Below are 14,573 nucleotides of genomic sequence, written 5' to 3'. Positions count from 1 at the left end.
CTAATTTATAAGCAATTAGATAAATGGCTGTACTATGAATCCTGCTGAAAAAGGTTGGTTAAAAGAATATATTAAGTTTAGGGGTCCTCATCCAATTGACCTAAGTCAATATATGATTAAGGACGAAGATAGCTTGCTATATAAAATTGTTCAACCAACAGGATTAATCTACGGTCATCCTATTCATGCTCCAGGAATCCGTCACCCAAAAGAGCAAAGATGGAATAGCTTAAGTAAAATGAAAATCGTTTTGCTTGAGAGCTTTATTCATAGTGCTAGTTTAAAAGTGAATAGCCTTCCAGAAACAGCTTCAGATTGGGAAAGCTATTATCGTGATACCAGTAAATCAATTGCAGAGTTTTATCAAGTTTTAGACCCTCAGGTTAGTAAAAAGAAATATTTTTTCTTTAGGCCAGCAAAAAGGGATGATATCCGCTTTACAGAAAAGATTTTACACAGGAGATTATTCTTAAAGTCTCGTTGGGATTATTTCTGGGCAAGCCTATTCCAAAACAGTTTGTTATTTTTAGATACTTATTACTTTGGAGAGTGGAGTGCTGGCAGGTTTCATAATATAAAATGGCATAAGGATGCTATTAAAATGCTGCTGCTAAAAGTAATTGCAGCGGCTGCTCATGCCAATCAAATTATTGAACGCGAAGAACGAAATATGTTTTTCACCTTTTTGAATTCTTCAAACCTCACTAAATCTCAAAATAAAATTACAAAAGAAGCTTTTAGAAATGGTATTACTTTAAATGATATAGATTTGCGACAAGCAGATACTTGGTTGTTAAAAAAATACGTGCTTGAATTAGCTATTCTGATGATTTGGGCAGATAAAGTGGTAAGCACAGAAGAAAGGATTTTTTTAAGTGACTTAGCAAATAGACTTGGGTTAACAGAAGAGGAGCTAGATATAAGTTTAATTGCAATTGAATCTTTTGTGATTGAAAATTGGAAGGAAGTCTATTTTTTGCAAAGTAAGCATTCTTTTCAGGTGATAAGTGAAAATATTGTACAGAGAATTTCATTTGTACTAAATCAGCATAAGCAAAGCATTTCTACTGAAATTAGAGAAAGTAAAGAACTTTGGAAGTTGTTCGAAAAATCTAAGCAACAGTCCTTAACGGATGACGAAAAGGAAAAGATGAGAGTTCAATTAATAGACATTCTTAAAACAATACCAGCTTTTGTAATTATAGCTCTTCCAGGGTCATTTTTAACCCTTCCTCTACTTTTAAAAGTATTACCTAAAAGTGCTTTACCTACAGGATTCAGAGATTAAATGAAATCGTTTGATTTAGTTTTTTGAGGAATCAATAGACTCAAAAGAATTGACAATAATAAGGTTGAGAAAATAACCGTAAAGGAGGCGAATGTATTGATATGGATGTGGAAAATTTCCAATAACATTTTAGCCCCAATAAAAATCAGGATGAATGATAGTCCTTTTTGTAGCAAGTAAAATCTATCTATTATACCAGCAAGTAAAAAGAACTTTGCCCTTAAACCTAGAATAGCAAAAATGTTCGAGGTATAAAGAATGAATTCATTCTGGGATATAGCAAATACTGCTGGAATAGAATCCACAGCAAAAATCAAATCAGTTGATTCTACTAAAAGAATGACCAAAAACAATGGAGTGAACAAAATTGCTCTGCCTCTTCTAATTATAAATTTACCACTAAAATTACCTTTTGTAATACGTAAGTATTTTCTGGCAAATTGGATTATCAAATTTTTTTCTGGATCTAGATCGTCTTCTTCTTTTGAAAAGAATATTTTAATTCCACTGTAAACCAGGAATGCGCCAAATATATATAGAATCCAATGGAATTGATTTACTAAAAATGCTCCTAGAAAAATAAAAATTGCTCTAAATATGATGGCCCCTAAAACACCCCAAAATAAAATTTTATGATAATAGGTGTCATCTACTTTGAAATATCTTAAAATTAGTAAGATGACGAAAATATTGTCAACAGAAAGTGCATATTCTGCAACATATGCAGAAAAGAATTCTAACATAACAACGGTACCACCATAAAATCTGTAGATCAAATATCCAAAAGCGATAGAGATTACCACCCAAAAAACAGATTGATAAGCAGCAGACTTGAGCGATACTTTTTTGGCTTTCTTATTAAAGAAGCCCAAGTCAAAGATTAGGAAAATAATAATAACAACTGCAAAAACCGTATAAAGGATGTGTTCAGTGTTATTAAAGAATTCCAGAATGCTGTTCATAAAAAATTTTATCCCCCAAATGAATCCGCAAGTTATATTATTTGTAACTTTTTATTAAATATTATAAAGAAAATAATTAGTTTTTGGTCGAAATGTTTGATTTTTAGTCGTATGAGGTCTTATAAAATACTGTTATAGATGTAAGGTTTTAATTTTTATTCTACAAATAAAGGTGGAGTCTTTAGATTAGTTGACATTTTATTGGGATAAAAGTGTATTTTAATAAGATAAAAGCAGATTAAAGTTTAATCTGCTTTAAGGGGATTTTACATAAATTAATTATTTAACTGTTTTAACATCTTCTTCGGAGAGGCCATAATATTCAATCACTTCATGGTAATTGGTGAAATCAACTGAATCTGCTACTCTACCATTTGTAAATTGACCAGGAACAACTACTACTCTAGCTATCCAATCATCAGTGTAGGATGCACCTAATTCATTAAGGTTAAAATTAGCATCTAAGAATAAATTCACATCGAATATGGTGAAATCGTAATTGTAAATTAAGGTACCGAATTTAGTGAATTCTGTTTGTGGAAGCGCTCTCCAAATATTATCGCCTTCTTCTGTTTGACCATAAAGGAAATAAACGTGGGCAACATCAGAATCTAACATTACAAAATCACCCGGGAAATCTAAAAAAACACTATATTCATTTGAAGCTGAGAAGGTAATAAGTTCATATTCGAATACAAAAGCTTCTTGGCCGTCTTGCCCATCCTGTCCAGCAGGTCCTCGAGGTCCGGCAGGTCCTTGTGGTCCAGGGGCCCCATCTTGTCCGTTAAAAGTACAACTTCCTAAAAAGAGAAAGCCTAATGCGAATATTATGTAGAATAGATTTTTCATAGCTTTAAATTTTTGATTGGTTAAAACTAACCAAAAAATATGCCAAAGCATTGGTAAATCCTCAAACCATGACTTTATGGAACCCTAAATTAACTGTTTAGGAAGGTTTTGATTAAGGCACCTATAAACAAGAGAAAAAAGATAGCACCCTTAATGATATTATCATTTATCCTTGAATTCTTTAACAATCGGAATACATTGTAAATCATATTGTAAATATAATTTGAAGCATTGTAAGTTGCCAAAGCCTTATTTTTTATAGGAGTAATATTTGAGTATTATTAATTAATTGTTTTAAAATACTTCAAATATGTTTGAGAAACATACAGTTGATGAAATGTTAATTAGGCTTTATTTGAGCATTTTTAATGCTACTAATAAAATAGAAAGCTTAAATACCTCTATATTTTTATAGGAAGATTAATCAAATACTACATGCGTAAAATTGAATATGAATTGCTGCAATCAAATTCTAGCTTGGTAGGTATAGAGGTCGAAATATCGCCCTTTTTTATCAATAAGTTCATTGTGTTTACCTCTTTCTACAATTTCACCATCCTCAATTACCAATATTTGATCCGCTTGTCTGATAGTGCTTAGTCTGTGTGCAATTACAAATGTCGTTTTACCTTTCATCAACTCTTTCAAACTCGATTGAATAAAGTTTTCACTTTCAGTATCCAAGTTGGATGTGGCCTCATCTAAAATCAATATTTTAGGATTTGCTAGAATAGCTCTGGCAATTGCTATTCTTTGTTGTTGGCCACCTGATAATTTAACACCTCTTTCTCCAATTTGCGTATCGAGTCCGGCCTCAAATTTATCTGTGAATTGGTTTACATATGCTGAATTAACAGCATTTAGAAGTTCTTCTTCTGATGCATTAGGTCTTGGAAATAAAATATTTTCTCTAATAGTTCCTTCAAAAAGAAAGTCTTCCTGCAGAACTACACCTAATTTGCTTCTATAGCTTTCTAAAGTTAGTTCTTCCAGATCGTATCCATCTACTAATATTATCCCTGAATCTGGATTTAAGAATGAGGAAACCAAACCTGAAATCGTACTTTTTCCAGATCCTGAGGTCCCAACAAAGGCAGTTAAAGAGCCTGGTTTAGCCTCAAACGAGATATTTTTAACTACATCTTTATTTTCCTCATAAGCAAAAGAAACGTCTTCAAATTTGACGTGTCCTTTTAACTCTTTAAGCTCAATTTTTCTATTAGGATTATCGGTTTCAACAGGAGTATTCATGATTTCTTCAGTTCGATCCAAACCTGCAAATGCTTCTGTGAGCTGACTTCCGATATTACTCATTTGTACTATCGGTGCAATCATAAAACCTAAATAGAGAGTAAATGCTAGAAAATCACCAAAAGTAAGCTGTTCCTTCATAATCATCCAGCCACCAATTCCCATAATTCCCGCTGATGCTAATCCTAATAATAAGGTAGCAGAACTAGTGATTAAACTGGTAGCGGTTAAACTAGATTTAATATTTTTGAATAATCTATCCACCCCTTCTGCAAAAACTCGAATTTCCTGTAGCTCTGCGTTAAATCCTTTTATGACTCTTATGCCCCCTAAAGTTTCTGTTAAGCGTCCTGTAACATCAGCATTTATTTTACCTCTTTCTCTAAAGATTGGCCTGATTCTTCCAAATGCTTTAAGTGAGATGAATCCAAAAATAGCTACCGGAACTAATACATAGACCGTCATTAATGGACTAATCGTTATTAAAATTATAAGGCAAACTATTGAAGTTAGGATTCCACCTACCATTTGAGCTAAACCTGTGCCGACTAAATTTCTTACTCCTTCCACATCCGTCATTATTCTGGAAACGAGCTCTCCAGTTTTAGCATTATCAAAGTACCGGATAGGAAGTTTTAGGATGTGGGCTTGTACTTTAGATCTTAATTGGGCAATTAAATTTTGCGCTTCTACACTTAATATTTGAGTTAGAGCAAAGGAAGTAACAGATTGTATAACTAAAGCTCCTACTACTGCAAAAATCAGCCATTTTAACATCTCTAAATCGCCATTCGGAACGATTTCATCCACCAGAATTTTACTAGATCCTGGTAAAACAAGAGATGCTGCTCTACTGATAATAATTAGTACAAGGCCTACGAGAATATATTTTCTTCTTGGCCATATAATAGTTTTGAAAGCCTTGCTTAAGCTTGCTTTTGAAGATTTGTCTTGCTTTGCCATAAATTATTAGGGGAAGCGATTAGAAACGATAATTGCAATTAAAAGGTTTTAGTGATTATCGTATTTGATTGGGTAATTTAAGCAAATACTTCCCATAACCACTTTTCACTAGAGGTTCAGCTAATTCTTCTAGTTGCTTACTGTTAATATACCCCATTCGGAAAGCCACTTCTTCGATACAGCCAATTTTCATTCCTTGGCGCTCTTCGATTACCCTTACAAATTCAGAAGCTTGCATCAGAGAAGAGAATGTTCCAGTATCTAACCAAGCTGTACCTCTATTTAATACGCTTACTTCTAATGTTCCTTCTGCTAAATATTTTTTATTTATATCTGTGATTTCAAGCTCACCTCTAGGACTGGGCTTAATGTTTTTAGCAATTTCGACCACACTGTTGTTGTAGAAATAAATGCCAGGTACAGCATAGGATGATTTTGGTTTCTCAGGCTTTTCCTCAATTGAAATAGCTTTACCCTCATTGTCAAATTCCACTACCCCATACCTCTCAGGATCATGGACATGATAAGCGTAAACTATTCCTCCTTTGGGTTGAGTATTGGATTGTAATAATTTGGACATACCTGAACCATAGAAAATGTTATCTCCTAAAATTAAGGCCACATCCTCATTTCCAATAAACTCTTCTCCAATAATGAAAGCTTGAGCTAAGCCCTCCGGCTTTTCCTGAACTGCATATTCAAATTTACATCCTAATTTTGAGCCATCGCCCAATAATTGTTTGAAGAGTCCCGTATGTTCAGGAGTTGAAATGATTAGAATATCTTTTATACCAGCTAACATTAAGGTTGATAGTGGGTAATAGATCATAGGTTTATCATATACAGGCATTAATTGTTTGCTTAATGCAATAGTTAAGGGATGTAAACGAGTACCCGATCCGCCAGCTAGTATAATTCCTTTCATAATTAAGATTTTTAGAGTCTAGAATCTAGACAGTTTTTGTAGAACTTTTATTTTAGTTTAATTTTCTAGGTTCTAATATCTAGGTTCTAGTCTCTTTTGTCATACATTTCATCATAATATTCTTGGTAAGCACCTGAAGTAACATTTTTCAGCCATTCTTCATTTTCTAGATACCAATCGATTGTTTTAGATATACCTTCTTCAAACTGTAAACTAGGTTTCCAACCCAAATCTTTGGTGATTTTTGTAGCATCAATTGCATATCTTAAATCATGGCCTGCCCTGTCGGTAACGTATGTTATAAGCTTTTCAGAAGTTCCAGCTTCACGACCAAGTTTTTCATCCATTGTTTTACAGATGACTTTAATTAGATCAATATTTTTCCATTCATTAAAACCACCAATATTATACGTTTCCCCAGTCTTACCTTTATGATAAACATCATCAATTGCTCTGGCATGATCCACCACATATAACCAATCCCGAATATTTTCTCCTTTACCATAAACGGGCAATGGTTTATTATTTTGAATATTATTAATGAAAAGTGGAATCAGTTTCTCAGGAAATTGATTGGGTCCATAATTATTAGAGCAATTACTGATTACAATAGGTAGGTTATAAGTGTTAGCATAAGCTCTGACAAAATGATCAGATCCTGCTTTAGAAGCAGAGTATGGTGATTTTGGATCGTAGGCTGTAGTTTCGGTGAAGAACCCTCCATTATCTAATGAACCATAAACTTCATCAGTAGAAACGTGGTAGAACCTTTTATTGTCAAAATGATCTTTCCATATTTCTTTAGCAGCATTCAATAAGGTAACAGTTCCGAAGATATTGGTTTTTAAAAATTCTAAAGGATTTGAAATTGATCTGTCAACATGAGATTCAGCAGCAAGATGAATTACCCCATCAAAATCATATTTTTTAAATAAATCGAAGATGTAGTTCTCATCGGTTATATCTCCTTTTTCAAAAACATAGTTTGACTTTTGGTCAATATCTTTAAGATTTTCAAGATTACCTGCATAGGTTAATGCATCCAGGTTTATAATCTTATAATTTGGATATTTGTTGACAAATAACCTAACCACATGTGATCCGATGAATCCTGCCCCGCCTGTTATTAATAAAGTTTTCAAAATTTCCTTCTGCTTTAATTATATCCAAAATTAAATAATATAGTATTCATTGCAATTTTTATTTCTATAGTTATTAAATCTTCTGTTTATTTGTAAAAATTTTAATTTTATTATGTCAGAAGAACATAAAAATCAACAGACTAGCAACAATTCAGACGAAATTGACTTAAGGGAATTGTTTTCCGCAATTGGAAACTTCTTTAAAAACATCTTTCTAGGTTTTATAATGCTAATTGTGAAATTTAGAAACGCCACATTAAAGCATATTAAAATTATTATTGTTTTTGGGTTGTTGGGTGGCTTTGTAGGTATCGCTTTAAACTACTACTTGCCTGATTATTATAGTAGTTATATGTTAATCAACTCTAAGCATTCAAGCGGTAGGTTAATGGAAAACTCTGTGGATAAACTTCAGCAACTTTCATCAGAAGGGAATTATATTCAATTAGCAAAAATTCTAGATATTGATACAGTTCAAGCGAAAAATTTAAAAGGATTCCGTTATGAACCATTTGTTTCTGAGGAAGAAATTGTGGAATTAGAGGTTTTAAAGGAACAGCTTAAAGGTTCAATTGATGATGAAGAAACCATTAATCGCTTTGTTGAAAAATTAAAGATTGATAATAAGTCCACCTATAAAATTTTTGTGGAGGTATTCAATAATGACGGATTAGCAGAATTGGAGCAGCCATTAGTTAACTATTTTAGAGAAAATGAATATGTGTCTAAAAGGTTAGAAATTGAAAAGGAAAATTTAAAAGATAGAGCTCAAAATTTAAGAGAGGAATTAGCAAGATTAGATAGCCTAAAGAAAATTCTAATGAATAGCTACAGCAATCTTTTTTCTGATAAGGCAAAATCAGGAAGTAATAATGTAATTCTTGGAGATGAAAAGGTTGATCCGATCTCCATTTTTGAGGAAAGCAAAATTCAATATAGAGAATTACAAAGAATTGAAGAGGATATTTATTTAATGCCTAGTTTTGAATTAATTGATGGATTTACAGTGTTTTCAAAACCAGAAAGTCCAAGTTTGATTAAATTAGGATTTTACTCAGGCTTAGTTGGTTTGGGTATAGCCTATATAATCATTATGCTGATCAGCTTTAATAAATACTTAAATAAAGTAGAAGAAGATAATAAAAGACAAGCGGCCTAAAATTTAAAAAGGAGAGTCAAAAGATTCATAAAGTTGATTTTTTAAATCTTTATCTGAGATAATCATTTTATCTGCTTCAACTTTCCAATCAATATTTAAAGAGGTGTCATTAAACATGATGCCTCTTTCATTTTCTGGGCTGTAATAATTATCACACTTATAAAAGAATTCAGCTTCCTCACTTAATACGGCAATACCGTGTGCAAAGCCTCTTGGAATAAACAATTGCTTCTTATTATCAGCGGAAAGGGTAATAGAAAATGACTTTCCATAAGTTGGTTTATCTTTTCGTAAATCCACTACAACGTCTAAAACCTTACCATTTAAAACTCTTACAAGCTTAGCTTGAGCCATGGGTGGAACCTGCATATGCAAACCACGAATTACACCATAAACAGAACAAGATTGGTTATCTTGAACAAATTCGCAATCTATACCCGTAGCCTCTCTAAATTTTTTCTGATGAAAACTTTCAAAGAAATAGCCCCTTTCATCTTCAAAAACTTTTGGGCTAATAACATATAAATCATCGAATTCTGTTGGTGTAATTTCCATGCTAAAATTTTTATACAAATAAAGTATATCATTTTCTTTTTACCATGTCATATTAGGCTTTATATATTAAATTTGCACCGTGATTAGCCAAGCAATATCAATATTTAAAAAGGAAGTTAAGCTAGAATGGAGAAATAAGACTGCATTTAATGGCATATTACTTTATTTGGTTAGCACTATATTTATTTGTTATCTAAGCTTTAATGTAAGAACTGGTCAACTTCAAGTATTAACATGGAATGCACTTTTTTGGATCATTATTGTTTTTGCCAATATAAATGGAGTAGCAAAAAGTTTTCTTCAAGAAGGTGAAGGTAGGATGTTGTATTACTATACATTATGTAAACCAAATGTTATTTTAAGTGGTAAACTTCTTTTTAATATTCTATTATCTGTGATCATATCCTTAGTTGGTTTTACGGTTTATGCTTTCATATTAGGAAACCCAGTTAATAATTACACATTCTTTTTGTTAACAATACTTTTTGCTTCTATTGGCTTTTCAGCAGTGTTGACCTTGGTTTCAGGAATAGTTTCCAAAGCAAATAATAGTACTGCTTTAATGTCAATATTAAGCTTCCCAATATTGCTTCCTATATTACTGATGTCTGTTAGGTTAACCAAGAATGCGATTGATGGAATTAATATTGGTATCATGAGTGACAAACTGTTTACATTAATTTCCGTAGATGCTATTGTCTTAGCTACGGCTTATATTTTGTTTCCTTTTATCTGGAGAAATTAAGAAATGAAAAAACGTTGGTGGAAAATAATTGGAGTTTTATTAGTACTGTATACGATAATTGCAGGCTTATTAATGGAAGCTCCACGCTTAGCAATACTTAATGAAACAATCAGAGCCATGCATTTCCATGTTCCGATGTGGTTTGGTATGGTGATTATGTTAACGGCATCAGTAGTTTTTTCTGTTCGATATTTAAGAACGGGTAATCAAAAGTTTGATACCTACGCTATTGAATTAGTAAATACGTCCATACTTTTTGCCGTACTAGGCCTAGCAACAGGTATGATCTGGGCTAATTACACTTGGGGTGCTCCATGGAGTGGTGATCCGAAACAAAATGCTTCAGCTATTGGGGTATTAATTTATTTCGCTTACATCCTATTACGAAATTCAATTACCGACCCACAACAAAAAGCTAAAATTGGAGCAGTATATAATATCTTCGCTTATGCGACCTTAATCCCATTATTATTCATACTTCCTCGATTAACAGATTCTTTGCACCCAGGAAATGGAGGAAACCCTGGCTTTAATGCTTATGAATTAGATGGTAGACTTAGAATGGTATTCTATCCTGCTGTAATTGGATGGACATTACTTGGTGTTTGGCTAACAGAACTTAGAATAAGATTGACATTTTTAAAATCTAAGATAGATGAAGAAGATTAAATATATAATAGCCTTTGCTCTTTTGATAGTGAGCTTGAATTTAAACGCTCAAAAAACAGAAATTGTGGAGGAAGATTATGCAAATAATAAAATTGAGATGGCTGATACTATGAGGTCAGAAGGTAAAATATATGTTTTAGTAGCCATCATGCTTACCATATTTGCTGGTTTTGTTATTTACACGGTATCTACTGAAAGAAAAATTAAAAAATTAGAAAAATCTTTAAAAGAGAAAGAATAGAGAATTTTTTAGATATTACCTTTGTTCAATTCTGAGAATTAATATTAAATATGAAGAAGTCTTACATTTTTGGCATAATCGTAATAGCTGCAGCAATCATGATGATTGTATCTACTGCAGGAGACGCAAGTTCTTACGTTACTTTTAAAGATGCTCATGACATGGCCGTAGAAGGTAATGATAATAAAATTCATGTGGTGGGTCAATTAAAGAAAAACACAGCAGGAGAGATTGTTGGATTACACCCATCTGATGATAAATTATCCTTTACTTTTTTAATGGTTGATGAAAATGGAATGGAGCAGGAAGTTTTCTATAATGAACCTATGCCTGCCGACTTTAAAAGATCAGAACAAGTAGTGGTTATTGGTGGTTTTCAGCAAGGAATGTTCGTGGCAGACAAAATATTGATGAAGTGCCCATCTAAATATCAAGAAGAAACGGTTATATAATTTGATTCCAAAAATATGATACATACTACAATAGGTGACATGGGTCACCTTTTTGTTATTATAAGCTTTGTTGCAGCATTAATTTCAATCTTTAATTTCTATAAGGCAGAAAAAAGCCCCATTCCTGAAGTGCAAAAAGGATGGATGAAAAATGGTCAGATAACTTATCTGATACATGGGGCGGCCGTGTTTGGAATAGTAATCAGCTTATTTACGATTATCTCTAATCATTATTATGAATACTTCTATGCATGGAGTCATTCCTCAAGGGCACTTCCAGTCGAATATATAATCTCCTCGTTTTGGGAAGGGCAAGAAGGGAGCTTTTTGTTATGGTTATTTTGGAATGTTCTATTAGGGTTTGTTATTCTACTTACCAATAAAAAATGGGCTCCATCTGTAATGTTGAGTTTTGCAGTGGTCCAAGCATTTTTATCCTCCATGATCTTAGGAGTGGTGATAGGGGATTTCAAAATCGGTAGTTCTCCATTTATCTTATTAAGGGATGCGATGGATGCTCCAATATTTAATGTAAATCCAGATTATGTTCCAGAAGATGGAACAGGTTTAAATCCTTTATTACAAAATTACTGGATGGTGATTCACCCTCCTGTATTATTTTTAGGGTATGCTACTACTTTAATCCCATTCGCTTATGCAATTGGAGGTTTGTGGAAAAAAGACTTTAAAGGTTGGGTTCGTCCTGCTTTACCATGGGCACTTTTTTCAGCAGCCATATTAGGCGTTGGTATTTTAATGGGAGGTTACTGGGCCTATGAAACTTTAAACTTTGAAGGTTTCTGGAATTGGGATCCAGTTGAGAATGCTTCTTTAGTTCCATGGTTGGTTTTAGTGGCAAGTATACATACCATGATAACCTATAAAAAGAGTGAAACAGCCTTAAAGGCCTCTATTATTTTAGTACTCTCTGTTTTCTTGATGGTACTATATGCTACTTTCATGGTAAGAAGTGGGGTATTAGGAGAATCATCTGTTCATTCATTTACTGATCTAGGACTATCCGGACAATTGCTAATTTATTTACTTAGCTTTTTAATTATATCAATAGTTTTAGCGGCCGTTCGCTGGAAACATATTCCATCTACTGAAAAGGAAGTATCAACCTACTCTCGAGAATTTTGGATATTTATGGGAGCAACATTATTATGTTTGATGGGTTTCCAAATTTTACTGCCAACATCAATTCCGGTTTATAATTCCTTAATTCAATCTTTTGGAGGTATTTCAAACTTAGCGCCTCCAGCTGATCAAGTTGAGTTTTATACTAAATGGCAGATGTGGTTTGCTATTGGATTGGCTATTCTATCAGGTACAGGCCAGTTTTTCTGGTGGCAAAAGATGAAGAAATCAGAAGTAAAAGATTCTTTACTAATGCCAATTTTGGTCACTTTATTGATTTCAGCCATAATCATTGTGACTGGTGGAATGACTAATATAGCGTATATTATTATGGTGGTTGCTTCTATTTATACCATAGTGGCGAATGCCAAAATCTTCTTCAAAATTGTTAAAAGCAATTATAAGCTATCAGGGGGTGCTATTGCTCATATGGGATTAGGATTGATGTTATTAGGTATTTTATTTTCATCAGCTTACTCTAGAACTATTTCTTTGAATGAAACAGGTTTATTGTTAACCAATTCGGAAGAGGTGGAAGATAATTTCAATCAGGAAAACATTCCGTTGTTTATTAATGATCCGCAAACGATGGGTGAATATACCCTTACTTACAAAGGTCGTTTCTTCGAAACTTATGACGGGGGTTACGTAAAAGCTTCATATTTGAATGATACTGATGATGAAAATTCAAAAGTCATCAAAAGAAAAATTCAAAGGGATGGCGAAACTTTAAATACTGGAGATACTTTGAAAGTTTATGGTGCCAACCATTACTATAAAGTAGATTATCTGCATGCAGATGGAGAGAAATTCTCATTATTTCCAAGGGCGCAAATTAATGCAGATATGGGCGGTTTAATTTCATCTCCAGACATCAGAAGAAAATTCAGCAAAGATTTGTATACACACGTTTCATCAGTGCCAGACCCAACTCAAGAAATTGAATGGTCTGAAGCTAAAACAATGGAAGTTACTTTTGGTGAGAAATTCTTCTTAAATGATTTCGTAACTGTTTTAGAGGATGTTAAACGAGTGGATGAAATCGATGGCGAAAAACTGAAAGGGAATGATTTGGCTGTTAAAGCTACCGTAAAAGTTTATGGCGATGGCCAAGATTATATCTTAAATCCATATTACTTAATTAGAGATAATATGGCAGGTAAAATTCCTGATGAGAATAGAGAGATTGGTGTTAAGTTAAATATTGAAAGTATTCAACCTGAATCAAATACATTCACATTATCGATTCAAACTACTCAGAAAGATTATATTATATTAAAAGCAATCGAAAAGCCATTGATAAACTTATTGTGGATTGGTACATTAGTCCTAACATTTGGTTTTGGTATGGCGATTTTTAGAAGATACTCAGAATTCTATAAAATGAAACGTAAAGGACTTGAGTGAGAAATGTTGCTTATCATATTAGTTTTATTGGTGCAGGTAATGTAGCCTGGAACCTTGCTCCTGCATTGGAAAATGTAGGGCACTTTGTGAAAGAAGTATATAGCCCAAGTGGAAAAAGCGCTAAAAAACTAGTAGGAAATTTATATGATGCGGTAGTCAAAGAGAATCTTGATTTCTCTGAAAGTCCTTCTCAAATCTTTATACTGGCTATTCCAGATGATGAAATTGAAAATGTAGCCAAAGAGATCATTTTTCCAGATCAAAGCTTGCTGGTTCATACTTCAGGCAGTAAGCCATTAAGTGCTTTAGAATATTCGAGCGCTTCAGCAACAGGGGTTTTTTACCCCCTACAAACCTTTTCAAAAAGCCGGCAGGTTTCATTTGAACGAATACCATTCTTATTAGAAAGTGAAAATAAAGAAGCTTTAAGGATATTGCAGAACCTAGCCAAATCCTTAAGTAAGGATGTACAGCTAGTTTCAACTGCCCAAAGGAAACAATTACATTTGGCGGCAGTATTTGCTTGTAACTTTACGAATCATATGATGAGTATTTCAGAGGAGATCATGAACAATGCTCAACTTGATTTCAAGTTACTCACTCCTCTGATAATGGAAACCATCGAAAAGGCATTGAATCATTCTCCGTCTACTGTTCAAACAGGCCCGGCCAAAAGAGGGGATTTGGAAACTTTAGATAAGCATATGGAAATGCTTAATAATAATGAAAATGTGCAGGCGATATATAGAATGATCAGTCAGCATATTTTAGACCAACACTAAGAGAAATATAAGCTTTCTTATTAGGACAATCCCTTGCGATTCA

General features: G+C 33.1%; 14 protein-coding genes. 8 read left to right on the top strand and 6 right to left on the bottom strand.

Annotated features, from left to right (window positions below):
• Nucleotides 1–34 precede the first annotated feature (34 nt).
• Nucleotides 35–1,288 carry an LETM1 domain-containing protein gene (locus QYS48_RS06355; protein ID WP_302102972.1) on the top strand — a complete coding sequence of 418 codons (1,254 nt, stop codon included), beginning with the start codon at nt 35–37 and terminating at the stop codon, nt 1,286–1,288.
• Here the strand turns inward: QYS48_RS06355 and QYS48_RS06350 are convergent.
• From QYS48_RS06350 to rfbB, 5 genes are all read right to left on the bottom strand, one after another.
• Nucleotides 1,285–2,250 carry a TerC/Alx family metal homeostasis membrane protein gene (locus QYS48_RS06350; RefSeq protein ID WP_308358000.1) on the bottom strand — a complete coding sequence of 322 codons (966 nt, stop codon included), beginning with the start codon at nt 2,248–2,250 and terminating at the stop codon, nt 1,285–1,287. The two genes, QYS48_RS06355 and QYS48_RS06350, sit on opposite strands and share 4 nt — an antisense overlap.
• 279 nt (nt 2,251–2,529) lie before the next feature.
• The gene (locus tag QYS48_RS06345; RefSeq protein WP_308357999.1) at nt 2,530–3,099 is read right to left on the bottom strand and encodes a collagen-like protein; all 570 of its coding nucleotides are present in this window, start codon (nt 3,097–3,099) and stop codon (nt 2,530–2,532) included.
• Between the two features lie 465 nt (nt 3,100–3,564).
• Nucleotides 3,565–5,313 carry an ABC transporter ATP-binding protein gene (locus QYS48_RS06340; RefSeq protein ID WP_308357998.1) on the bottom strand — a complete coding sequence of 583 codons (1,749 nt, stop codon included), beginning with the start codon at nt 5,311–5,313 and terminating at the stop codon, nt 3,565–3,567.
• A 55-nt stretch (nt 5,314–5,368) separates the two neighbouring features.
• Nucleotides 5,369–6,238, bottom strand: a complete 870-nt coding sequence (gene rfbA, locus QYS48_RS06335; protein WP_308357997.1) for a glucose-1-phosphate thymidylyltransferase RfbA — start codon at nt 6,236–6,238, stop codon at nt 5,369–5,371.
• Between the two features lie 86 nt (nt 6,239–6,324).
• On the bottom strand, nt 6,325–7,383 hold the full coding sequence (gene rfbB / locus QYS48_RS06330) for a dTDP-glucose 4,6-dehydratase (protein WP_308358427.1): 1,059 nt from the start codon (nt 7,381–7,383) through the stop codon (nt 6,325–6,327).
• 109 nt (nt 7,384–7,492) lie between these two features.
• Between rfbB and QYS48_RS06325 the strand changes: the two genes are divergently transcribed.
• Nucleotides 7,493–8,539, top strand: a complete 1,047-nt coding sequence (locus QYS48_RS06325; RefSeq protein ID WP_308357996.1) for a hypothetical protein — start codon at nt 7,493–7,495, stop codon at nt 8,537–8,539.
• 3 nt (nt 8,540–8,542) lie between these two features.
• Here QYS48_RS06325 and rfbC read toward each other — a convergent pair whose 3' ends face one another.
• Nucleotides 8,543–9,094 carry a dTDP-4-dehydrorhamnose 3,5-epimerase gene (rfbC, locus tag QYS48_RS06320; protein ID WP_308357995.1) on the bottom strand — a complete coding sequence of 184 codons (552 nt, stop codon included), beginning with the start codon at nt 9,092–9,094 and terminating at the stop codon, nt 8,543–8,545.
• 79 nt (nt 9,095–9,173) lie between these two features.
• Here rfbC and QYS48_RS06315 point away from each other — a divergent pair, with 79 nt between their 5' ends.
• Genes QYS48_RS06315 through QYS48_RS06290 form a run of 6 tightly spaced genes read left to right on the top strand, consistent with a single transcriptional unit; the run spans nt 9,174 to nt 14,530 of the window.
• Nucleotides 9,174–9,839, top strand: a complete 666-nt coding sequence (locus QYS48_RS06315) for a heme exporter protein CcmB (protein WP_308357994.1) — start codon at nt 9,174–9,176, stop codon at nt 9,837–9,839.
• 3 nt (nt 9,840–9,842) lie between these two features.
• Complete coding sequence (gene ccsA / locus QYS48_RS06310; RefSeq protein ID WP_308357993.1) at nt 9,843–10,508, top strand: cytochrome c biogenesis protein CcsA; 666 nt, start codon at nt 9,843–9,845, stop codon at nt 10,506–10,508.
• Nucleotides 10,495–10,749 (top strand): CcmD family protein, encoded by a 255-nt coding sequence (locus QYS48_RS06305; protein WP_302102978.1) that lies wholly within the window; start codon nt 10,495–10,497, stop codon nt 10,747–10,749. Before ccsA (QYS48_RS06310) ends, QYS48_RS06305 begins: the two co-directional genes overlap by 14 nt.
• 50 nt (nt 10,750–10,799) lie before the next feature.
• A complete protein-coding gene (locus QYS48_RS06300) occupies nt 10,800–11,201 on the top strand; it encodes a cytochrome c maturation protein CcmE (RefSeq protein ID WP_302128262.1) in 402 nt (133 codons plus the stop codon).
• Nucleotides 11,202–11,216: 15 nt separating this feature from the next.
• Nucleotides 11,217–13,748 carry a cytochrome c biogenesis protein CcsA gene (gene ccsA / locus QYS48_RS06295; RefSeq protein WP_308357992.1) on the top strand — a complete coding sequence of 844 codons (2,532 nt, stop codon included), beginning with the start codon at nt 11,217–11,219 and terminating at the stop codon, nt 13,746–13,748.
• A complete protein-coding gene (locus QYS48_RS06290; RefSeq protein ID WP_308357991.1) occupies nt 13,745–14,530 on the top strand; it encodes a DUF2520 domain-containing protein in 786 nt (261 codons plus the stop codon). Before ccsA (QYS48_RS06295) ends, QYS48_RS06290 begins: the two co-directional genes overlap by 4 nt.
• Nucleotides 14,531–14,573 lie beyond the last annotated feature (43 nt).

The organism is Marivirga arenosa, from assembly GCF_030503895.2.
Classification (GTDB): Bacteria; Bacteroidota; Bacteroidia; order Cytophagales; family Cyclobacteriaceae; genus Marivirga; species Marivirga arenosa.
Note: the sequence above shows the minus strand (reverse complement) of the source record. Positions and strands in the feature narration are given on the sequence as shown.